This is a genomic window from Selenomonas sp. oral taxon 920 (assembly GCF_001717585.1).
In the GTDB taxonomy this organism is placed as follows: Bacteria; Bacillota; Negativicutes; order Selenomonadales; family Selenomonadaceae; genus Centipeda.
In genome coordinates, this window is record NZ_CP017042.1 from 69,187 (window position 1) to 93,592 (window position 24,406).

Genomic DNA, 24,406 nt, shown 5'->3' on the forward strand with positions numbered 1-24,406 from the left:
GAGGGTCTATTTTATCAGCGATTCCCTAATGACAAGGGCTGCTGCACGAAGTTTTCCAGCTTCGTGCAGCAGCCCCTTTTTGTGTTCCTAGCGCGCATTGCGCAGACAGTTGTCGAAGTAGCGCGCGAGATTTTGCTCCAACGCAGTGACATCCTTTTCGTTCGATGAAGAACCGGGATTGTCCGCGAGCGTCGCCGCCCAGTCGTTCGGACCCTTCAGCGTAAAGAACGCGATAAAGACCGCCCGCGTCCGATCCGTTTCGTTCGGCGGCAGGTAGTAGAATGTGATCTTGCGCCCGTACAGCGCGGAGAGAACAGTGCCGTCCCCGTTTGGACGGTACAGCGCGTGGAGCTTTTTACAGACCGCCGCCAGATCCGCGCCCCGTGCGCCGTCCGTGACGAAGATAAAGTCTCCCTCGTCAAAGAGCGAGACCTCCCGATCGAGGTGTTTGCGTTTCGCCCCCGAATGAATCAGTGCCTCCGCCTCCTCGGTGGTTGCGGCGCGAAAGCCGTATTCCTCCGCCACGCGTCCAATCGCTGCATTCAGATGCGCTGCATAGCCCGCCGCATACTGAAAGAACGCGTTCGTGTTCCGCTCCGCACCGGGGCGCGGGAGCGTCGGGCGGCGAACGACCGCGCTGCATGAGAAGGTGAAGTCATTTGCCGTGTCGCGCAGGACGTAGATGCGCCGCTCGAACGGCTTTTCCTTCTCGGTCTGCGTCTCCTCCAAAACGAGCTGTGGATTGCAGGAGGAAAACTCCTTCTCCACCATCTCGATCACATCGTCCGCCGTATACGGATCGCTGCCCTCCGTCGCGAGCGTCGATGAGCAGCCTGTGAGGAGAGAGGCGCAAAGTGCGGCGAGCATGCCCCATCCTCTGATGTATCGAAATCCTGCCATCGAGCGCCTCCTTTTTAAAATGCAAAGAATCATTGGATGTTTTTGATCGTTGATTAATTATATCAAATAGATGTCGCTCATGCTATTTTATTTGTCAATATGATAGATGTTTCAAGGTCTACAGCAGATTATTTATCTGCGAAGCTTGAGACCAATGAGCTGACTGCGCGGCATATTCTGACGGTCGCGGGCAAGGAGAAATGGGTCGCCAATAACATCAAGGGCATCCTCGGCAACAAGAAATACATGGACTGCGCGAGAGTTCAAAAGATGTTCACACCAGAATTTCTCACCAAGAAATGTGGACAGGTGTCGAGCTGCTTTGAGGCTAAAGTCTGGTATTTCACGGATAAGTGCAGGCGCGTCATCTACTGCTACAACAATATGCATGGTGGAGTACGTGTCTGTGGGCGTAGATAAGGGGCTGACGGCGGCATTTCGTGAGGGGATGGAAGTGAGGTGAGGAGGTATGGATAGCAGGAAGAAGTTCCAAAATATATTTTTCGATAAGCAGGAAAAAACTTATGTAGAAGGAATTATAATATTAATATTAGAGTGATAGGTTAGAGCAAAAGTTAATGATGTTTCAATGTTTTAAATTCCACTATACGAGAAAGACCAAGGAATATCTAAATAAAATTGTCCACCATCTTAGCGCATCCTTTTTGCTCTGCCATCGTCAATAAATCTTCCACATAGACATTATTACTATGTGTCTGGCTTGTTTCCCTGGTAGAGTAGACATTCAACCAATCTGATGAACTTCATTTTTTGGTTTAAATCCGTGAAATGCATTTTCTGAAAATGATCTTAGGGCGTGTATGGAGCGTTGTATCATGAATGATTTACGATATGAACAGATAAGTATAGACGAAATAGATTTATCGGTGCGGTCATATAATGCACTTAAACGTGCGGGTATAGAAACGCTGGCAGAATTAGTAACAGCCTATGAACATGGATCGCTTCTTGACATTCGCAATCTTGGTGTGAAAAGTTATGAGGACATTAAGGAAACTATTGAAGAGATCAGCGGTAGTGGTTTTCAACTTGTGGAGGATTATGGAGAAGAGGAATCTTTTGAGCAATATGTGATTCCTGAAGCGATTGAAAATGTTTCGGTTTATGACTTGGATATTAGTACCCGTTTACGAAATGGACTTGTTCACAGTGGGTTTGATACAGTTGGAAAAATCCTCAAAATGACTAGAGACGATATGAATTCTGTCCGAGGGATGGGGGCAAAGACTGCAGATGAACTGAAAAGAATCATTTGTAAAATACATGAAGAAGGATTTAACTATTTTGCTGATGATAGAGTGAAATGTACCTCTGTGGATGAAAGGCATAAAAGAGCTCTAGATGTTGAGACTGTAAAGAGACTTAAAGAAGGCTACGGGTTTAAGCCTGGATGGCTTACAGAATGGTACAATGTTACTCGATCCAGAATACAGCAAATTTTAAATAAAGGTAGAAATCGTGGAAACTGGCTGAATAGAGAAATGACTGCGTCAGATGAGGGGCTTCTTCTCAACATGATAGAGAAGAAAGTCGAAAGCATTGAATCTGATAAAGGAATAAAAGCGTACTTTCTTAGCAATGGTACGGGTGACTGCGCAGCCATATTTGTATCAGACGATGCAATAAAATGCTTCTTCCTGAACATGATGCCGGAATATATACAGACCAAAATAAAAGAAAGTAGACTTGACTGTTTGTTCATGGATGAACTTGAAATTATATCCAGTGGAAAAATTGTCTCGATTCTTAAACAGGAATATTTTTGTCCCGAGAACACGGGGACTTTTCGTCAGTTTGCCAGTAAAAGGGGGATGAGTATAGAGGAATACTGTAAAATTTTAACTGGAATGGAATATGTTACAACACAGTCAACGGTGAACGATGAGAAGATCGTTGCATTTCTGAATGCCTACTCTATTAACGGCAGACTGATGATTCCATCCAATAAGGATACACTGTGGTTTCGCTCATTTATAGCCCGACATGGATATTCCATCGAGGATATAGCAGACCTTTATGGATTTGCAGAACAACAGATGGAGGACGAAATGCAGGAATTTTGTTCTATAGAGTCAGATATGCAGCCATACGAGATTGATTCGAAAATCCCGGTTGAAAAAACCTTTGCAGAAAATCCACTTCTTGGAAATGAAATACTTTCAGAGAAGCGGAAAGAAAGTCTGTATACGATTACAAAGAAATATATCAATCAGCGACTGAGAGATCCTCGAATAGAATTCCCGCTAAGGGCAAAAATGCAAATTACGCTTGCTGTTATTTCTTATGCCAAAGAGTGGGATTCCGGAGATGAGTCCGGCTTTTGGAAATATATTACGACGCAGTTCGGTTACAGAGATGAGATGAATCAACTTCGAGATATACTCTGTGATTGCGTACGAGAAGCCACAGTGAAGAATCGTAGGTGGTTTATCTCAAGTGAAAAAGGGTCTCAATACAAATCTACTATTGTTGTCCATGCACTGACCACAAAAAAATCATGGATGCTGATGTATGATTTTCTTTTTGATTTTTACAAGACAAATATGGAGTGGACGTATATCGAGGATGATCCAATTATAGAAAGAATGGTTATGGCACTGCGAAACAAGCTGAATACAGGCGATGAGGCTGATGATGACAGGTTTGAAATCAGTGCAAAAGTTTATTCCTTCCAGGAGGGGATCCGCAAACTCATTATATACAGGACTGGATATGCAATTAAGCTCATCTGTCATATGCTTCGCAGGATCGATGGAATAATAAACCATACAATTGCGCCAGCGCAATTGTATGTGGATGTTCTGTGTGATCAATGGTTTGAGAGCAAGTTAAAGAGAGCAAGAGAGGATAGGAAATATGAGTCGAGTGTTTCTGTAGCAAGAAGCATCGCGATTGATTACACGAGAATCCGGCCGGCATATATTCTACAGAATGAGACAGATGTTATTATATCATTTCCCGATATACGACTTAAAAAGACCGAATTTGAAAAAGTTGAACTTCTAGTTTACACCGGAGATGTTAATGTTGATGTCAGATCGTTAAGTTATTACGGAAATGAACTTGGAAAAACATTGCATGGATTTCATGTTGATGTAAATAAGTGTCTGCAAAGGGGGGACGGAACCCTTCATATCCGTATCGTTTTATCCTGCGATGATGAAGAAATATATGATTCAGGGGATACGCTTTACAGAGAATATCTGTGTTTTTCAAACTCAAAGGAATGTGATGTTCGTGATTGTGAAAAAGGAGCGTATTCCTTCTTTACAACTGAATGTAACGCTTTGGATTTCATAGGGAGTGAGGTGTCGGATATTGATGCCGGCAGCCGGTGGAAGTCATATTTTGTGAGACTTGGAGAGAATTTTGTAGTCAAATATGACGACCAGATCATAGCATTTGATCGTTCAGATGGATCACCAGACAGTGGCATCCGAGTGATACATCCTGCGTCAGACGCGGGAGTGGTATTTACAAAGAAGGGGCATAAATACTGTGTTGTCACAAAGGCAACCGGCATTCTTCTTATATTGGATGATAAGGAAAAGCTGCGCAAGTATGTCGTGTCAATGAACGCGACGCGGCTTGGACTAGGCGACATTGCTCCGGAGGTATCAGGTACCAGCTTTATTTACACCATACCACTTCAGACGGTAGAGGATCAGACTTGTAATTTTCAGATTGTCGATTTAGAGAAAAACAGAATTATTTCGAGATTTTCAGTAAAAGTTATACAGGGATTCTCCATCAATTTCAATCGGGATTTTTATTTCAGCAGCGAGGACTTTGAAGGTGCCTATGTAAATATTGTGAGTTTGCATAGTTCGAAAAGATATGAGATTAATAGCAGCGATGAAGAGATTTCTTTTCCCTATGATGATGGAATGGTTGAACTCAAAATACCTAGGGTATATGTTAGAAATAATGAAGGGCAGGAGTGGAACAGAGGGTATACGGCATGGATAAAACAGATTAAACAGAACGAAAAAATATATATTGCGACCCCCAAAGACTGTTCCTGCAATATGAAGCTCGGTACGGTCGATATTACGGAAGAGGCAAAGGGCTGTTTTGATTATGGCAATGCAGTGTTTGCATATTCCGGTGGAGTCGATCCAACATGGATCGATCTTATACTTACTATATCGAAAGACCGGGAGATACAGGAATACAATATCGGACGTATATCGACGACGGAACGGTTCGTAGGAGAAGTGCAATTTGACTATCATGACAGCACCCTTTTTTGGAATAAGGGCATGGGGTTCATCGGCAATCCGAATGGGCAGTTTAAGCTGCGCATAGAAACAGCGGAAGGGGCTGAGGATTATCCTCTTAACCTGAATGATGAGGTTATTGTCGGCACGTCTAAACTTGCCTTAAATGAATATACGTACAGCATCGTAAAGGAGTCTGAAAATATCTTTCTGGGAGATGAGACGATTCTTGATGAGGGTACACTTTTTATAGGTGATAGAAATGAATTAAGATTCAACCAACGTATGATAGAGATAACAAACATTACCTTTGAGGAAGGAGGGGATTTAAGAAGCGTTGATATTCGAAATACGTATATTGAACGGATAGAATATAAGGGGATTCAGTTTGTGGACAGTGAAGAGAGAGAATGCCCTGTGTACAACGGTGTCATGTTCTTTATGGGACAAAGCACGAGACATTATGAATTTTCCTTTGAGGACAAGATATCAGAAAAAGGATTTCAGTTGTATAAAATCAATCCTGTGAAAATCGTATTTATCAACGACCATACACTGAGCATTACTAATGAGGACGGTGACGGTATCTATTACTACAGATATTTTGACAAATCATCAGGGGAAAATCGTTACTCTATCACTGATAGAGAACCCACAATCGACAAGCAGAGATATTATTATCTGGCGGATTTATATACATACAGAAAGACGAGGGTGGAATAAATGTTTAATCCGATGAAAGCGTCTGAAAGCATAAAGGCTGAATTCATCAGCTATGTATTGACCAGTTTTCATATTGCAGACAGAGACTATGCCAACCAGTTTGCTGCGGAATTGAATCAAGAGAATTCTGTGGCGAAGGGGCCCTATCTTGATATTAGCGATTCCTTTGAAATAGGAAAGAACATAGAAAGCCTGATTGAAGAGGGAGAACTTTCTCCGTTGTTCAGAGATCTCGAAAAAGAGGTGCCGGAAAACGACAAGGAGATCAAGTTGCAGAGAAAGCTGTATCTGCATCAGGAGAAAGCCATTCGAAAGATCAACCAGGAGCATAATCTGGTTGTGACAACGGGTACCGGTTCCGGCAAGACAGAATGTTTTGTTTTGCCCATCATAAATTATCTGCTTCGGGAAAAACAGGCCGGAACACTCTCCCGTGGTGTGCGGGCAATTTTGATCTATCCGATGAATGCATTGGCGAACGATCAGATGAAACGCCTGCGAATGATTTTGAAGAACTATCCTGATATTACCTTTGGTGTTTACAACAGCAGCACTAAACAGAATGATGAGGAAGGCATAGCAGAATATGGTCGTATATTTAAGGATGCCAACGGTCGCGTGTTGAATCCACTTCCTAATGAAGTGTTATCCAGAGAAACAATGCAGAATACACCGCCGCATATTCTAGTGACGAACTATGCGATGCTTGAATACATGATGCTTCGGCCGAACGACGATCAGGTATTCTCTGGGGCGAAGTTAAAGTTTCTTATTCTTGATGAGGCGCATATATATAGAGGTGCAACAGGAATGGAAACATCACTGCTCCTAAGACGATTGAAGGCCAGAATCAGTAATCCAGCGCAAGTCCGGCATATTCTTACCAGTGCAACTCTCGGAGGAAAGGAAGCGGATAAGGATATCGTGACATTTGCTGAGACTTTGTGTGCGGCAAAATTTCAGGAGGACGATATTATCCGATCTAACACGGTCATGCCGGAATTCCCGAATTGGATGATTGACTATCCTATTCGGCTATTTTCCGAACTTTCCAATCCGGAAAGTTCACTGAACGAAATTCTTGATGCATATCATGTGGAGTATGACAGCAGCCTCAGCGATGCGGAAACCCTGTTCGATCTATGTATGTCCTCAACGCTGTACAAGGCGCTTCGTGAATGTGTGACCGGTCCAATGACGGTAAAGCAGATCACCTCTCGTGTTAATAGCCTCATGCCTGTTACGGAAGATGACATTGTTAATCTTATCCATGTCGCATCTCGTGCAGAGAAGAATAAGATGGCACTTATCAAGGCAAGATATCACATGTTCGTACGTGCGCTTGAAGGTGCTTACATCACCATCGGGGCGCGGAAGAGCATCTTCTTGAACCGCTCCAAGTATACTCCGGACGGGAAATACAGAGTTTTTGAGGCGGCAGTGTGTGATGATTGCGGCCGCATCGGTATCGCCGGAAAAGAAGTGCATGGCTTCTTTGAATTCGCCCATGACAGATGGGACAAAGAGAAGGAAGTGTATCTCCTTCGCGAACAGAATGAGCGGTGGGATGAGCAGGAAGACGATGAGGATGATGCGACAGAGCAAAATGGATGTGGAAAAAATGATTTTCTGATCTGTGCAACGTGTGGAAAGATTCTTCACGAAAGCCGGAGATCAGAATTTGACTGTGATTGCGATACTGCTAATCGTATACGAGTCAGAAAGGCTGAAGTTAAGGGGACACGAAGTGAGCATCGGTGTCCATGCTGTAATATAGGTCATATGAAGCTGTTTTATCTTGGATACGATGCTGCTACCGCAGTGCTTGGCACGGAGCTTTTCGAACAGCTTCCGGAACACGAGGCAGTGCTCAAGAGTAAGAACAAGGAAGAACAGCCAACCGGCGAACTGTTCTCTATGGCGATTGCTTCAAAACCGGTCATTGAAACCATAAGAAAAAAAAGACAGTTCCTCTCATTCTCTGATAGTCGCAGTGAAGCGGCCTTCTTTGCGTGCTATATGACATCCTTCTATCAGGAATTCCTTCGCAGAAGGGGGATCTGGCATGTAATTAAAGAGAATCAGGACAGTATCAACAAAAATCCTTGGGAGATCGTTACTCTTGTTGATGAAATTACATCTTACTTTGATACAAACAGGACGTTTGCTGACCCGGGCGATGACGGAAAGAAAAATCTTACTGCGGTTAGCAGACATCAGGCATGGATTGCCGTCCTAAACGAGATGGTCGGAGCCAGAAGAAGTACCAGCCTGGTATCGATGGGAATATTGGATTTTTCCTATAAGGGAAATAATCCACAACTCATGACAGCAGTTGCCAATAAGTACGGTAAGTCCATCGAGGATGTTGTGGCACTATTTCACCTACTTGTGATGGACTTGGTCTATAATGGTGCGCTTGAGGGGGAAGGCGTCAATCTTACGGACGATGACCGTGAATACATATATTATACGGCATCTCCGAGAAGATTTGTAAAATGCAAGCAGTCGGAGTCGGAGAGGAAGAAAAATGGTCTTAGCGGGTGGATTCCCAGGCGGAAATCGAATGGCGGTTCATTTAAGAATGGTCGAGTGAAAAGAACCATGCAAGTGCTTGGTATCAGCGAAGAGGAAGCAATTGATCTGCTTTCGAAATTCTGGGAGTCCGTTCTTTTGCAAAGTGAATTCTCCATGACCCATGATGGCGGAGCAGAGTACTATATTTCAACCAACCGTTTTGTAGTGAAAGCCGGCTCTGAGGCTCTGCCTGTTTTCGTCTGTGCGAAATGTGGCAAAACGACGATGACGAATTGTCAGGACAAGTGTGTATCTATAAGGTGCGATGGGAAGCTGCGAAGGGTTTCTCATGAAGATTTGCTGTCAGATAATCATTTTGCAAGACTGTATTCTACCGAACAGATGCGTCCGATGCATATCAGAGAACATACTGCACAGCTTGGTAGAGCGGAGCAGCAAACATATCAGGAGATGTTTGTCAACAAGGAGATCAATGCACTGAGCTGTTCTACGACCTTTGAGATGGGTGTGGATGTTGGTGATCTGGAGACCGTATATCTTCGAAATATGCCGCCGTCCCCCGCAAACTATGTTCAGCGTGCAGGACGTGCGGGCCGAAGCATACATTCTGCAGCGTATGCACTTACCTATGCGAAGCTGGGGTCACATGACTTTACATACTTTGATAAACCTGAGCGGATGATTTCTGGGAAGATTGGGGTTCCGCTTTTTTCGATCTCCAATGAAAAGGTTGTTCTACGGCATATCTTTGCCGTTGCATTGGCTGATTTCTTTGGTCATTACGAAGAGGTTTATAATCGGAACGATGCCAATGAACTTCTGAATAACGATGGTTACGAAAAACTGGTGGATTATATCAAAAGCAGACCCAATGAGCTCTTTGATATTTTGAAACAGTCAATTCCTGTGAATCTCCATGATGGTATGGGAATTACTGATTGGTCGTGGACAGAAAAGCTTATCGGAGACGATGGCGTATTAAAGGTTGCTGTTGAGGATTTCAGAAATACCGTTGCCTGGTATGGGAAGGAAATTTTCAGGTTAAAACGAAAGAACGACATTCAGGCAGCAGCGCACTATGAAAGACACTTGAAGGCTTATCGCAGAAGCCCGGACGATAAGCGTGGGCGAAACGAATTGATTGAGTTCCTCGTCAGAAACAATGTCCTTCCGAAATATGGTTTTCCGGTTGATACGGTTGAACTATACCAAGGAACGAACTCGCCATTCGGAAAAAAACTTCAGATGGTGCGCGATCTTCAGCTTGCAATTGCGGAATATGCTCCTGATGCACAGGTTGTTGCGGATGGAATGCTTTATACCAGCAGATATATAAGAAAACTGCCGCAGACTACGGGACAGGACTGGGAAGAGGTTTATATTGCAGAATGCAAGAATAAATTCTGTAAGACATGGAATTATAGAAGAACGGAGCCATCTAAAGACGGGGAAAAATGTATCTCTTGTCATTCAATCATAGAAAAAGCGAGATGGAAGAAAGCGATAGAGCCGAGAAAAGGGTTTATTGCAGAACCTAAGCCTACGGCTGTGCCGCTCAGAAAACCGGATCGATCATTTAAGAGCGAGGATTATTATATTGGCGACCCACAGCGTCAGATTATGACCAAAAAGACATTTCTGATTGAGGGAAGCCATAAGATACAGATGGAAACCTCTACGAATGATTCACTGATGGTTGTATGCAAGGATAACTTCTTCGTATGTGATCGTTGTGGGTATTCTATTAGTTCTGTATCCGGTAAGAATAAAAAAGATTTTAATTCTAACGCAAAATATATTGAAGAGAGACATAAGACCCCTTGGGACAAGGATTGCAATGGCAGATTATACCGGAAAGACCTTTGTCATGCGTTTAAGACGGATGTCGTACAAATTGTATTCGGGACATCAAGAGCAAAGAATCAGGCGGTCATGCTTTCTGTAATGTATGCACTTTTGGAGGCAATGTCTGATGAGCTGGATATCGAAAGAACAGACATTAAAGGATGTCTTCACAAGGTTCGATACGAGAACAGCATGGTATACGCCATCATCTTGTATGATGGCGTTGCCGGAGGTGCCGGTCATGTCAGAAGACTTGTGACGGAGGACTGTGGGGTATTCCAGCGGATCGTGTCCAAGGCTGTATCGCTGACAAAGAACTGTAATTGCAGTCCTTCTTGCTATCGCTGCCTGAGAAATTATTACAATCAGGCAGTGCATAATATATTGGACCGTTGTGAAGCATATCGCTTCCTCGAAGCATTTAGCGGCGAGGCGATTGTGATACCGGACGAAGATTTTCAAGAGAAACATAGCGCGAAGCCTACAGCAGAAATTACAGAAGACTGTCTGCGTTTTGGCGATTCATGGCCGTGCAGTTATAACAATTGGAGTGAATTCATGGTGATGATACCAGATAACTGCAAGGAAATCTTTGCGGACTTTGATTATTGCCACATACCGTTGCCGACAGAGGCATATTGCAAATGCAAAGTGCAGGGAACGGACTATGAATATGAAGTTCTCCTTCTTTGGGAGGATAAGAAAATAATGGTGTTTGAGGATGACAGACAAAAGCTCGATGTTGCGGGGTGGACATCCATGAAAGTGGGTGAGATCAAAGCAAAAGCGTTTATAAATTTATTTTAACGGAGGGATTGATGTATGGCACGGATGATACCCAACAGACTTGAAGATGACCATGGAAGTTTTGGAGAAAGGAGGGTGTTTGAAGCACTTAAGGATAAACTGGAAGATGATTTCATAGTTTTTCATTCGGTCAGATGGAATGCTCGCAATGAAAGGGATACAATTATATGGGGAGAATGTGATTTTACGGTTTTCCATCCGACCTACGGAATGATTGTTCTTGAAGTGAAATCCGGCGGTATTGAATGTACAAATAACCGCTGGACATATGTCCGTACTGACAATGGAAAAAAATACCGTATGAAATGTGGTCCGTTGGAGCAGTGTGATCGGGAGATAAGATATAAATTTAAGAATCTGGTCCATGAGCTGTTAGATCGTTCATCGGAAGATGATAGACAATATTGCCTTGTTGAACCGGCAGCATGGTTTCCATCAATCGGCAAGAGGGATATTGTCGGTGAACTTCCCATGGAGTACAGAGACGAGATTGTTCTGTATGAGAATGCATTGGATAATCCCAAGAAGTTCATCATGGGAATTTATGATTATTACGACGGAAGGAAACATACAAGATTAAACTCGAATTCCTGCAAAAAAATTGTAGATGCTTTTGCCCCATATTTTAGTGCGGTACCAAGTCTGAAGTCGAGGCGTCAAGAGCGGAATGAGGAGTTCGTTCGCCTGACAAGACAGCAGAATTACCTGCTGGATTATCTCGAAGAACAGCGTGTCGCTGCCATTCAGGGAGCGGCAGGGACGGGCAAGACCATGCTTGCGGTCGAAAAGGCAAATAGGCTTGCCAAGTCGGGAAAGGTTCTCTTTTTATGCTTCAACAGATATCTGAAAGAGCATTTACAAGGATTAAAGGAAGATGAACCAGACAGATATACAGATATCGATTTTTATAATCTTCCACAACTCGCCTGTGCAGTCATGAAGGTTTCATCTGTAGAGAAAGATGATATGATCTACTTTCTGTCGAACTTTGAAAATTATGATTGGAGCTATAATCACATAGTCATTGATGAGGGGCAGGACTTTGATGGCGAGGCGATTAGTAAATTGTATGATATCGCCTTGCTTCAAGACGGTGCGTTCTATGTCTTCTACGATAAGAAGCAGTTTGTGCAGGGGCTTGAGTTCCCCGATTGGCTTGTCAATGCCGAATGCAGACTCGTGTTGAATATAAATTGCCGGAATACATATCAGATTGCGGATACCGCCGGAAGACCTGTTGACATTCAACCACGGGTCAAAGAACGGTCCGTTGAAGGTGATATGCCAAGCTTTTACTTGTGTAAGGATGCAAAAGAAGCCTTGAAGACATTAAGTAAAAGCATAGATAAATACCGTGCTGCAAATTATTCTTACGAACAAATATGTGTGCTTACGCTCAAGACTGAGAATAGCTCGATTCTTAAGGATATTGACAAGATAGGAAACCATCAAATTAGAAAAGAGATGGAGGGGGAAGGGGTTCTATTTACTACGGTAAGAAAATTCAAGGGGCTGGAGGCAGATGCCATAATTATTATTGATATGGATGGAAATACCTTTACGAATGATGAAAGTAAGCGACTGTTTTATGTGGGATGTTCCAGAGCAAAGCATCAGCTTGATATTGTTTTTGTTGGTAGTGAAGATGCCTTAAAAAATGCAGGGAAGGGACTTACAGACCAGATATTTCCAAACGCTAAAATTGGAATTGCTAGGTGTCTAAATGTTAAGCCTGTACAAATTTAAATTTACCGATTTCCATATCACTTCGCGGGATAACGCCCCACTCAGATACTTGATGATATTCGCTTCTTCAATGAGGAGCACCCCGTACATACGATTGGATACCTTACAAGCAGTATCGCGAATGGCTTGCGTCCGAGCTTGAAAATGTTGCCCATGCCATCGCAAGTGAGTTTTGCGATGGGTCGATATTCAGGTTCTCATGACTAATTTTTAGATTTTTGTGTCCAGTTTTTGTTGACTAGTGCACTTTGCATGGACTGCCCAAAGAGGGCACTTGTCGGAGCATAACAAAAAGAGCCGTCTATTTGGCGGCTCTGAATCTCCATAACGGATTACAGTGTCCATATCAATGACTTGGATAGCAGGTGAAACAGATTTGCTTCACCTCGCTTTCCTGCTTGTTCATGATAGAGGCGAATGGCGTTGTGCAGTTTGTTAATATCTGCGAAGTAGTCTTGTATAAATTCGCAGCTTTTGATGTGCTTGCCGGGAAAGAGAACTTCTGCACAGTAGGCACTGGGCTTATAGCGGCTTTTCTCCTTTTGCAGATACTTTTCGCTCTGCCCCTCTGCAATAATCAGCAGCATCTCGATCTCGGGGTGCGTGTATATGTTATGCACTGGAAAGCGTTCTGCGTAGAGTGGAGGGAGTTTGAAGGAATCCTTTTTGGAGTCCAGAATCCGAAGGATATTCACCCGCCTTTGGTAGGCACGGTTCAAGAAGGAGGATTGAATCTCGGAGACTTTCCTTTTGCGGGTGATTTCTCTCCCGACAAGATTATCGTGAGCAAATACGAGGCTGTTATGGTCGAGCAGCAATTCGATGATTGCCTGCTCTGCTGCGCCCTCGCAGATACAGATGACATATTCGTCTTTCAGGTGATCGAAGTTTAATCCATCTTGCTGCATAGATAGTCCTCCAACGCCTGAATGCTCTCGTAGGATGGCGCGGTACCCTCAATATAGTTCGAGAGGATTACATCGCTTTTCTTAACGTCATTCCGCTTGACTTCGGATGCGTAGTTCAGAAGCTCGATTGAGGTATCTGTCTGATTACGGCGCGTGATGTAGATGTTATCCTTGCGATCCATAAAATCGAGGATTTCTGCATAATGCGTGGAGAAAATCAGGCACGCGCCGTGCTTGTTGATGCGCTCATTTTTGAAGATGTCCGTAATCATACGAACGAGCTCTTTGTTCATGTGATTCTCAAGCTCATCAACGATGAGATACCCGCCTGTTTGAAGAACATCCTCAATGAGCATCATGATGTTCTGCCCCTTGATTGTGCCGGAGGAAATGAGATTGTTTAGTCCCCATTCACTTGTCACATGAAACGTCCGAGGATCACTTTTGAATTTTATGGTATAGGATATATTGTTGTCTATCATAGAGGAGGAAAGCATCTCTAAGTTCGAATCAAAAGCGTGAAGAACCTCAGAGGCGGATTGCCCGTATAGCATAAGGGCGTTATTGTTTGTAAATGTGATCAGTGATCTTACTGCTGGCAATTGACGATCTGTCATGATGCTGATAACGATGCTGTCGTCAAATTTTAAGAACCCCAATGCGTCCTTTGGCAATTGTGAACGTTGGAGAGCAAGTCTTGTTTGATTGAAATATAATGCGTCTTTCTTTGATTTGATTGATGCAAGTGGCTTTTTGAAAAGTTGCTCCTCCTTGAAATAAAGCTCTGTTCCCATACTGCGGGAAGGGGCTCTTTTTCCAATTATGGAATGCAGCTCATAGCAACTATCCCCGTGACAAAAATCTATGGTGATTTTTGTTTCGTCCTGAAGGAGTGATTTATCATAAACGAGAGTATTGAGGCTTCCTCGTTCCAAGACGATCGACATGGCGAGATAAATCAGCTTTAGTACCGATGTCTTGCCAGAAGCGTTAATACCGACAAGTGCACTGAGTTTCTGCGTATAGAGATTTCTGCGGAGCTGAAACACCTGTGTAGGGTCAGAAACACGATCTTCTGCCATAAGGCTAAACTCAAAGCAGCCATCGTGAAACAGCGGGATATTCTCATACCGTATACGGAGTATTTTGATAGAATCCATTATAAAATCTCCTCCTATGAGGATATTATAGCATAAAACACTGTTTATAACCACAAAAACTGTTTATAAATAGAAAACAAAAGCGCTAGAAAAACAAAAAAGCACCGCCATTCCTGACAGTGCTGTATGCTCGTATGGAGCGGGCAATGGGAATCGAACCCACCTCCCGAGCTTGGGAAGCTCGTATTCTACCGATGAACTATGCCCGCGACGTTTGCTATGATAGCAGATTTGCCGCGCTTTGTCAAACGCGGCGCCGCTTACTCCTCGGGCAGGAGCATGGCGAGATCCGGCATGAGCTTCGTGATGTCGCGGATGAAGACGCGAAGGACGCTGACCATGACCTCGGGGTCGAACGCGTCGGGATTGTGCGGGACGACGACGTCGGCGAGGATGGTGGTGTCGGAGGTGAGGTAGAACTTGACAAGGCGGCTGTCCTGATTCTGCCGCATGAGCCAGCCCGTGAGGAGCATGGCGTTCGTATCGTCGACGGCATTCTGCGCGAGACGGATGCGGATGGTGGCGTACGCCGTGGAGTCGATGATAAGGACGATAGGCAGCCGCCGCTCCTCCACCTCGATCTCACTCTCAAAGATCACGGTATTGCGGTCGTCGCCCGCCTCGCGTACCTGAAAGCCCGTAATGTTTTCCTTTTTGATATACTCCTCGAATGTCTTGGCCGCTTCGATCACGACCAATCACCTCCCCGTGTTGTTCATTAAAATCATTTATCGTTCTTCGTAGACGAAGCTGTCGGCAGCTGGGTTGTACGTGAGCTGGTACCGTGCCGTTACGCCGCCGAAGTCGGAAAATAGCTCAGGACCGAAATAGAGCGCGATGAATCGCTCGTTTTCACGCATCTGGACGAGACCGATGGCAAGCTGAAAATCGTCGGTGTTCGGGTGGTAGTAGTCGGCACTGTCCACATAGATGCGATAGGTGCCGTCGACAGGAGACTTGCCGACGACGATGCCGTGCCCGGAGGCAGGCGGTGCGCCCGGTGCGCGCCATCCGATGCGCGTGTTGGCATAGTAGTAAAAGAATGTCTGCCCGCCGCTCGTAAAGGCGCCCATGTCGCCGTAGAACAGTTTGCTCGTCGGAGCGCTGAAGTGAAAGACGTTCGTTTTGCCCTCCCAGAGGGTGAAATGCTGCTGCCCGCCCATCTGCGAGATGGTTGCCTTGATCTCGGTATTGCCGACGCGGTAGTAGGCACGGCGCACATCCTTGTTGTTGCCCTCAGTTTTTATGGGGGTCACGAGGGGCGGTGTGCTCGGCAGCGGAGGTGTCGCCGCTGACACAGGAAAGGCAAGGAAGAGCACGAGTATCAGCACGGCGAAGAGTGTGCGATATGTGTTCATTTGCAATCCCCCCATATTTTAAGGAAGCACTGATAAATTCAGCACCGCCGTCTCAGTGTATCTTTTTCGCCCTCTCAACGCCTGCAAATCCTATGCATAGCCCTGGCTGCGTGTCCGGCTTGTCTCCTTGTCCGAACGAAAAATCTGCGCCAATCGTACAGGCTTCATTTTATCGGCGATTTCTTAATAATGATTTATTATAGCATAGAGGAGCGAAAAGGGGAAGAAAAAAAGCCGCCGCACGATGCGGCAGCTTCGTCGGGAAATATGTGTCAGAATTTATAGCTGCTCTTGAACCAAAAGGTACGTCCGGGCTCTGTGATGTGGCCGCCGGCGGGGATGCCGAGGGAGGCGATTGCCGCCTCGCTGTAGTTGACGAACTCGGCGTAGGTCTTGTTGAAGAGGTTGTCCACACCGAGGGAGAACGTCAGGTTCTCGTCGGGACGGTAGGCGAGGCTAAGGGAGAAGATGCCAAAGCCGCCCGTCGGGCCGTAGTCCGTGCCCGTGACGCTGCCGTAGCCCTTGTGGAAGCGGTTCTGGCAGCTGACGAGCCGCCAGACGGCGTTCGTCTCCAGCTTCTTGTGGCTGTATTTCGCCGTGAGCGTCGCCTCGAGCGGGGCGATCTGCGGGAGCGCTGTATTGTTCGTGCGGTCGTCGCCGCGCGTGTAGGCGAGCGATGCGCCGAGCGTCCAGCGCGGGGAGACGATGCGCGTGTACTCCGCCTCAAATCCGTAGAGACGCGCGTCCACATTGGTATAGGGGGTGCGCGCCGTGGGACCCATGCCGATCTGCGGCTTGCGCAGGATGAAGTCGTCAATGTGCGCGTAGTAAAGGGAGAGGTTTGCGTTCGTCTTTTCGCTCGTATAGACCCAGCCGAGGTCGAGCTGCGTGTTCTTCTCCGTGGCGGGACGCGTCGCGGAGGGCGAGGCGGTCTGTCCGTTCACGCGGTTGCTGTATGCTGCCCATGTGTGGTACGCCTCCCAGTAGTCGGCGGGGCGCTCTGCGTGTCCGAGGCCGACGTAGAACGTGAGCGGCTGCTTCTTTGCGGTGTTCTCCCAGCGAATGAAGCCGCTGACCGCATGATCGCTCGCACTGCCGGGGACGAGGCTGCGCGTGAGCATCCCCATCGGATTGCGGAACAGGGCGTTGTGATAGTCTGTCTCCGTCCGGTCGTAGCGCAGCCCCGTGAACAGGCTGCTGCGTTCCGTGAGATCGCGGCTGTACTCAAGGAAGATGCCGAAACTGTTGATGTCCATATCGTTGTTGAACGAGCCCTTCCGCCGCTTGTGCGCCTCGGCAAAGCTGTGTGCGTCGCGGCGCAGGTCAATGCCGACGGCGGCGCTCGTCCGCGGTGAGAATCGCAGGTCAAAGGCGGCACGGACACCGTACTGTTCGCGCTTGACCTCCGTTCCCATCATCCCGCCGGGGCGGAACGTGTAGTTGTCCATGATGTGGTCGATTGTATCGTTGTTGAAATTCAGTGTGAACTTCTCCACGACAGGCGAGAGATGAGCGCGCTCGAATTTGACGGCGCAGCTGTCGCGGTCGAACTGGCTGCCGTCCATCATGCCGTGCGCGTACTTTGCCCAGCCGCGGCTGCGGTCGTAGGAGACCTCGAAGAGGGTATCGGGGTCGGGGGTGAGTCCGACGATGCCCGTGAGGCTGTGCCGGCCGTAGCCCGAGTGGATGCGGTGACCGTTGCCGTCCGCGTAGTCGCGCGCATAGCTGCGCGTCTGGATGATGCGCGCGTAGCCCTTTGTATCGCCCGCCGCGACATCGGTCAGCTCGTCAAGGCGGTGGTTCGACGCGCCGAGGACAGAGACGCTGCCGCGCACGCCGGGCTTTTCAAAGCGCTTCGTCTCGCGCTCGAAGATGACGCTGCCCGCGACGCTCGCACCGTAGCGGACACTCTGCGGGCCCTTGTTCACGATGATGCGGCTGAACGTCTCGGGGAACGCATAGGTCGATGTGGGATCCATGCGGTTCGGACAGCCGCCCGACATCATGCCGCCGTTCATATCCATCACCATGCGTGAGCCGCCCATGCCGCGCATCATCGGGTCGCCACCGAGCCCGCCCTTGCGGACGACGGAGAAGCCAGGGATGGTCTTGAGGTAGCCCGCGCCGTCGGCGGCGGGGATGGGTTGACGCGGCCGCTGCGGATCGGTGGAGAGGGTGAGCGGCGTTGCCACGCGGTAGCCCGTGACGATGACCTCGTCAAGGGTGAATACGTACATCCCGTCGGCAGCGGGGCTGCTCGTCATGCCCTGCATATCTGTCGTACTGCTGTGCGTATCGGTCATGGTCTGAGCCGCGTAGGCGTGCGCTCCAAAACATGCTGCGCTGAGTGTAATGCCGAGCAGGGCAAGGCGGCGGGGGGATCGGGTCATTTTGGATACCTCCTGCAGAGAAGAAAATGAGACTTATTATACAATAGATAACGGAATAATAACACAATTCTGATAGATAAATCAAATAAAAATGTTTAACAGCAGTATAATATATGAGAATGGACTATGAAAAAGATTCGACGAAATGAAAAAGGCTGCTCTGCGAAGAACGTTTTGTCCTTGCAGAGCAGCCCGCTGCTTGTGTATGATTGAATGGAAGGATGCCGCACTCAGTGATGGAAGAGGCGGATGTGGGTCATCGCCATTGCAATGCCGTACTTGTCGCACGTCTCAATGACGTTGTCGTCGCGGATGGAGCCGCCGCTCTGCGCGATGTAGGAGACGCCGCTCTGGCGGGCACGCTCCACATTGTCGCCGAACGGGAAGAATGCGTCCGAGCCGAGTGCGACCCCCTTGATGGTGCGGAGATAATCGCGTTTTTCCGCACGCGTAAAGGGAGCGGGCTTCTCGGTAAAGAGCCGCTGCCAGTCCGCCGTGAGCAGGGCATAGTCGTCCTCGTCGCCCGCCGCATAAACGTCGATGGCGTTGTCACGGTCGGGGCGGCGCACATCGGTCTTGAACGGGAGGGCGAGCACCTGCGGGCTTTGGCGCAGCTGCCAGATGTCCGCCTTGTTCCCCGCGAGACGCGTGCAGTGGACGCGTGACTGCTGCCCTGCGCCGACACCGATCGCCTGTCCGTCGACGGCGTAGCAGACCGAATTGGACTGCGTATACTTCAGCGTGATGAGGGCGAGCAGGAGATCGCGGCGCGCGGCATCGGGGATGTCTTTGTTCGCCGTCGGGCGGTCGGTCAGGCAGTCCTCTGTGATGTGTACGTCGTTGCGCTGCTGCTCGAAGGTGATGCCGTACACATCCTTGCGTTCCAGCGCGGGCGGCGCGTAGCTCTCGTCCATTTGGAGGATGAGATAGCTGCCCTTGCGTTTGCTCTTTAGGATTTCAAGTGCTTTCTCCGTATACCCCGGTGCGATGATGCCGTCGGACACCTCGCCGCGCAGGAACTCCGCGAGGCTCTCGTCACAGATGTCCGAGACGGCGGCAAAGTCGCCGTAGGAGCTCATGCGGTCCGCGCCGCGGGCACGCACATAGGCACACGCCACAGGCGAGAGGTCGCGTCCTGCGGCATGGGTCGCATGCGCGAGCGTGTCACTGAGCGGGAGACCGAGCGCGGCTCCTGCGGGGCTGACGTGCTTGAACGAGGCGGCGGCGGGCAGACCCGACATGTCCTTCAGCTCGCGGACGAGCTGCCAGCTGTTCAGTGCATCGAGCAGATTGATGTAGCCGGGGCGCCCGTTGAGGACGGTGAAGGGCAGACCGCCGTCCGCGTAAACGCGTGCGGGCGTCTGGTTCGGGTTGCAGCCGTATTTCAGTGCGATTTCGTTCATTGTAAGCGCTCCTTTTTCGCAGTGTGTTGCTTTGCTTCTATTATAACGGCGCGCGGGGAGATTTTCAACTGAGGAGACATACGCATAAAAAGGACGCGGCCCTTCAATCCGGCCCCTGACGTGAAGTTAGTTCGCTCTGCGCGAATGGGGTGTTTTATCCTTCATGGCATCGTATGTCTTGATGCAAGAGCTTCCAACTCCTGTATGAAGGCGGTGGAAAGTTTATACCTGTGCGCTTTCCGCATTTTATTGGCTGCGATGCGTTCGGCAGGGTAGCTCTTGATATGCGTTCGGACTGTTTTTACGCTTTGTCCTACCGTATTTGCAATCTCTTCCAGTGTTGCTCCGTCGTCCGAGAAAAAATATGCCTGCAGGAGAACAAAATAGATCTTCCAATCCGTTCTGCTTTTTGAGGTGTTGAAGTAGTTATATTCAAGATGATGTACCAAGGCATTAAGTTTTTCCCGCGCTCTTGTAAAATCTCATTGACCCGAGTAATGCTCTTTTGGATCAGCCAAAGAAAACCGGTGGCAAACGGCGTTAAATCACCATAATTTCCTTGATGATTCGTGTCCTAACCGCGGTTTTTCCCAGATGGAAAACCAAGTAGGAAAAAATCGCGTTTTTTTCCTACTTGATGCATTTGCTGAATCCCTGCCGCTCCCGCGCAGGGGGCAGTAGGCAGCATCATTTGGGACGATATCTCTGCGCACATACTATACGAAAGGAAGAAAAAAATCAATTCTGAGATAAGCGGATAGAAAAGTGTATTTTCAAAATACTGTATTTTTCCGCGCAGAAGGATTATAATAGGAGGAGAGAAAGAGAGGGGGATGCGTATGGTACCGCGTCTGGGGCATATTGCGTTTTTGAATGTGCTGCCGCTCACATACGCGCTTGCACACGGGGCTGCGAAGGGGCTGGATATCCTGCGCGCGACGCCGGCACAGCTGAACGGACGGCTCGAGGCACGGCATCTGGATGTGTCGGGGGTGTCCTCGATCACATATGCGCGGCACGCGGACGATCTCCTCATCCTGCCGGATGTGTGCATCGCCTCGGACGGAGACGTGCGCAGCGTGCTGCTCGTCAGCCGTGTCCCTGCAGAGCAGATCGGAAATGCGCGTGTCCTGCTCTCGGATAAGTCGGCGTCCTCGCACGCGCTCCTCAAGATTATCCTGCGCCGTGCGTACGATGCCGCGCCGACCTATGAGACGCGTGCGCTCACGCCGTCCGACCCCGTGCCGGAGGACGCTGCGGCAGCCCTCTTCATCGGGGACGATGCACTCGAACTCTATCACAATCCGCCCGCAGGGATCTGCATCTACGATCTCGCGCGGGAGTGGAAACAGCTGACGGGCGCGCGCATGGTGTTCGGCATCTGGGCGGCGGCACGCGGCTTTGCCGAGGCACATCCCGATGCCCTGCGGATGGTGCACGGGCGGATCGTACGGGCGTTTCGCGACTGGGATGCTGTGAAGGCGGCGGCGATTACGGAAGTGCTCGAGGACGGGCGGTTCACGCGGGCACAGCTGACGGAGTACCTCGGCCGCGCGGTGGTCTGGCAGCTCGATGAGGCGACGCTCGCAGGGCTTCGGCTTTTTTACCGGTGCGCCGCGGAGGACGGGCTGATTGCGCATGAACCTGCGATCGAGATGGCACACGTTTGACGTGAATCCCTCTTTATAGTAAAATATTCCCATCTATATGTAAGGGATTTTATCGAAGTGAGAGAAACGAAGGGAGCGCGATGGAATGAAGATGCGAAAACTCCTGTGGGTAGCACGGAATCTGATGCGGAGGGCAGGGCGGCATAGGGAGATGCGCCGTATGCGGGGGGCACTCTCCGTTGGGACGGCACTTGCTGTGACGGCGCCGCTCGCCCTCCATGCGCCTGTCGAGGCGGCATACCTGCGCGTTGAGGAGGGGGCGCGCGGCGCTGCGGTGCAGCATGTTCAGGAGCTGCTGATCAAGGCAGGCTACCTCAACGGAGCTGCGGACGGCATTGCGGGGCCGCTGACGCGCGCGGCGATCGAGCGCTGTCAGGCGGACCACGCCCTCGTGGTGGACGGCATCTGCGGCGCTGCGACCTATCACGTGCTTTCCGGCGGCGCGGAGTATGATCCCGTGGCGCTCGGCATTGTGGAGGAGCACGCGCCGCAGGTGAGCCGCGGCGGCGGACGCTCGGTCTACGTATCGGCGACGGCGTACAGCGCGTACGATCCGGGCAACGGCAACCGCACGGCAACGGGAACCCCTGTGCGGCACGGCGTGATCGCGGTCGATCCCTCGGTGATCCCGCTCGGTACGCGCGTCTTTATCCCCGGCTACGGTGAGGCCGTCGCGGAGGACATCGGCGGAGCCATCCACGGATACCGTATTGACGTTGCCTTTGACACGCACGCCGAGGCATTGATGTTTGGGCGGCAGGATCTCGAAATCTTTATCATGGAGTAGTATGACGTTATTATGAATCTCTCGACGGAGCGGGCGAATGAGTGGATTCGCTGTGCGGCGGCTGCAGGAGCGTATTTCCTGACGCTGGTCGCGTGTTATATCAATATGGGACAGGATATGGGCGCGGAGTATTTTCTCCCTGCGCTCCTTCCTGTCCTCGCCGTTCTCATGCTCATGCAGTATGGGACGGGCGTTCCTCTCTTTTCGCGCGGCATGCTCGGGGCGATGGTGCCGGGGCTGCTCTGGTGCCTGACATTTCCTCTCCTCTATGTGTGGACGTATAAGCAGGACTGGTATCGCTCGCTGATCTTCTATGACTTCCTCATCGGGACGGCGTGTATGCTCGTACTCGCTGCACTGGGCGGCGTTCTCTTTCACCTTGGGCACAAACGCCTGACGGCGGCACTGCTCGCCGTACTTGGCTTCCTCATGTCGCTCATCCCGCTCACGCAGATCGCCTACTATATGACCGTCTGGCACGCACTCAGCCCCGCCTCGCTCATGGCACTCTATCTGACGAACTGGCACGAGGCAGGGGACTATATCCAGTCGACCGTGGGCGTTCTGCCTGCCGTGCTCGTTGTACTTCTATTGCTTTTGTTCATCTATCTCTCCTACCGCAGCTATCTTGTGTTCGCACGACACATATATCCGAGCGCAGAGGGATCGCGCATGGGCAGCCTTGTTTTCGTCATGATCGTCGCGGCGGGCGTGCACATTGCGCTCATTCCTGAGTGCTCGATTGCGGGGCTTTACAAAGACGTGACGACATATGTTGAAGAGACACAGTCGTATGGTCTGCATCAGGACGATAGATATGCATCGCTCATTATAGATACGGAGAACACGCTTGCGGCGCGTGCACCGGGGACGGTGATCTTCATCATCGGGGAGTCGGCTTCGCGCAACTATATGCACTACTACACGCCGTCCTTCCCGTATGAGAATACACCGTGGATGGAACAGATGGCGGCCGAGCGCGAAGGCTTCCTCGTCTATCGGAACACCTACTCCTCGTGGACGCAGACGGTGCCTGTTCTCGAGCGCGCGCTGACGGAGAAGAGCCAGTATAACGACAAGGAGTTCTTCGAGTCGGCCTCTCTCCTCGATGTGGCGAAAAAAATCGGCTACCATACGTACTGGTTCAGCAATCAGGGTCGCTATGGGCAGTTCGACAGTGCGATCACGATGGTCGCGAAGACGGCGGACATGGCGGAGTGGACGGATGATTCATACACCTTTACGACAAAGTATGACGAGAGCCTGCTTCCGTATCTCACACGCATTGACCCGAGCGTGAACAACTTCATTGTTCTTCACCTGATGGGCAGCCATATCTACTACAACAACCGCTATCCCGACGAGTGGGCGAAGTTCACTGCCGAGGACGGCGAATCAGCGATGACAAGCGCACCGTCGTATGCGAACAGCATTCTCTATACAGACTACATTCTCTCGCAGATCTTTAACTATGCAGAGAAGAATCTGAACCTGCGTGCAATGGTTTATTTCTCCGACCACGGCGAAAACCTCAAGATCTCACACAACCCCGACGTGTTCAGCTTTGATATGGTGCGCATTCCGTTCTTTATCTATCTCTCGCCGGAGTACCGCGCCGCTCTCCCGAACCGTACGGCGACGCTTGCCGCGCGGCGTGAGGCATACTTCACCAACGATATGATGTACGATACGGTCTGCGGGCTGCTCGGCGCGCCGTCGAACCGCTACGATCCGCGGCAGGACTTTTCGAGCCCCGCCTACGGCTTTACGCGTGAGACGCTGACGACTATGTTCGGCAATCACGCGCTGACCGAGGACACGACGGATGAGGCTGCAGGGGACGTACGCGGAGAGAACGCACAAAACCCCTAAGCGAACCATAGTGGAGCAAGCGAGTAAAAATGTGCAGTATGTCTCAGCGGAGTTCTTT

The 24,406-nt window shown here is 49.3% G+C and carries 14 protein-coding genes and 1 tRNA gene; 6 read left to right on the forward strand and 9 right to left on the reverse strand.

The window, feature by feature from the left end:
- Positions 1–87 precede the first annotated feature (87 nt).
- On the reverse strand, positions 88–900 hold the full coding sequence (locus BCS37_RS00305; RefSeq protein ID WP_083205743.1) for a hypothetical protein: 813 nt from the start codon (positions 898–900) through the stop codon (positions 88–90).
- A gap of 836 nt (positions 901–1,736) precedes the next feature.
- Here BCS37_RS00305 and BCS37_RS00315 point away from each other — a divergent pair.
- The 3 genes from BCS37_RS00315 to BCS37_RS00325 are packed head-to-tail and all read left to right on the forward strand — an operon-like array spanning position 1,737 to position 12,800.
- Positions 1,737–5,864 (forward strand): DNA-directed RNA polymerase subunit alpha C-terminal domain-containing protein, encoded by a 4,128-nt coding sequence (locus BCS37_RS00315; RefSeq protein ID WP_069179610.1) that lies wholly within the window; start codon positions 1,737–1,739, stop codon positions 5,862–5,864.
- Positions 5,865–11,054, forward strand: a complete 5,190-nt coding sequence (locus BCS37_RS00320) for a DEAD/DEAH box helicase (protein ID WP_069179611.1) — start codon at positions 5,865–5,867, stop codon at positions 11,052–11,054.
- Positions 11,055–11,069: 15 nt separating this feature from the next.
- Entirely contained in the window at positions 11,070–12,800 is a 1,731-nt protein-coding gene (locus tag BCS37_RS00325) for a nuclease-related domain-containing DEAD/DEAH box helicase (RefSeq protein ID WP_069179612.1), read from the forward strand.
- A 332-nt stretch (positions 12,801–13,132) separates the two neighbouring features.
- On the opposite strand, the gene BCS37_RS00330 is transcribed toward BCS37_RS00325, so the two are convergent.
- From BCS37_RS00330 to BCS37_RS12355, 8 genes are all read right to left on the reverse strand, one after another.
- Positions 13,133–13,708, reverse strand: coding sequence for a hypothetical protein (locus tag BCS37_RS00330; RefSeq protein WP_069179613.1), 576 nt, complete (start codon positions 13,706–13,708; stop codon positions 13,133–13,135).
- Positions 13,690–14,868, reverse strand: coding sequence for an AAA family ATPase (locus BCS37_RS00335; RefSeq protein WP_069179614.1), 1,179 nt, complete (start codon positions 14,866–14,868; stop codon positions 13,690–13,692). The genes BCS37_RS00330 and BCS37_RS00335 overlap by 19 nt, the downstream gene beginning before the upstream one ends.
- Before the next feature lie 135 nt (positions 14,869–15,003).
- Positions 15,004–15,077, reverse strand: a tRNA-Gly gene (locus tag BCS37_RS00340).
- A gap of 51 nt (positions 15,078–15,128) precedes the next feature.
- On the reverse strand, positions 15,129–15,560 hold the full coding sequence (locus tag BCS37_RS00345; RefSeq protein ID WP_069179615.1) for an LktC family protein: 432 nt from the start codon (positions 15,558–15,560) through the stop codon (positions 15,129–15,131).
- A 36-nt stretch (positions 15,561–15,596) separates the two neighbouring features.
- On the reverse strand, positions 15,597–16,226 hold the full coding sequence (locus BCS37_RS00350; protein WP_069179616.1) for a hypothetical protein: 630 nt from the start codon (positions 16,224–16,226) through the stop codon (positions 15,597–15,599).
- Between the two features lie 272 nt (positions 16,227–16,498).
- On the reverse strand, positions 16,499–18,616 hold the full coding sequence (locus BCS37_RS00355) for a TonB-dependent copper receptor (protein WP_069179617.1): 2,118 nt from the start codon (positions 18,614–18,616) through the stop codon (positions 16,499–16,501).
- 230 nt (positions 18,617–18,846) lie between these two features.
- Positions 18,847–20,019, reverse strand: coding sequence for a phosphoribosylaminoimidazolecarboxamide formyltransferase (locus BCS37_RS00360; protein ID WP_069179618.1), 1,173 nt, complete (start codon positions 20,017–20,019; stop codon positions 18,847–18,849).
- Positions 20,020–20,180: 161 nt separating this feature from the next.
- Positions 20,181–20,468: a winged helix-turn-helix transcriptional regulator gene (locus tag BCS37_RS12355; protein ID WP_069179619.1), complete on the reverse strand. Its 288-nt coding sequence runs from the start codon at positions 20,466–20,468 to the stop codon at positions 20,181–20,183.
- Positions 20,469–20,858: 390 nt separating this feature from the next.
- Between BCS37_RS12355 and BCS37_RS00370 the strand changes: the two genes are divergently transcribed.
- The 3 genes from BCS37_RS00370 to BCS37_RS00380 all read left to right on the forward strand — a co-directional run bounded on the left by BCS37_RS00370 (position 20,859) and on the right by BCS37_RS00380 (position 24,348).
- Entirely contained in the window at positions 20,859–21,689 is an 831-nt protein-coding gene (locus BCS37_RS00370; protein ID WP_069179620.1) for a menaquinone biosynthesis protein, read from the forward strand.
- 85 nt (positions 21,690–21,774) lie between these two features.
- Positions 21,775–22,476: a 3D domain-containing protein gene (locus tag BCS37_RS00375; RefSeq protein ID WP_069179621.1), complete on the forward strand. Its 702-nt coding sequence runs from the start codon at positions 21,775–21,777 to the stop codon at positions 22,474–22,476.
- A gap of 12 nt (positions 22,477–22,488) precedes the next feature.
- Positions 22,489–24,348: a phosphoethanolamine transferase gene (locus BCS37_RS00380; RefSeq protein ID WP_069179622.1), complete on the forward strand. Its 1,860-nt coding sequence runs from the start codon at positions 22,489–22,491 to the stop codon at positions 24,346–24,348.
- The last annotated feature ends 58 nt before the right edge of the window (positions 24,349–24,406 follow it).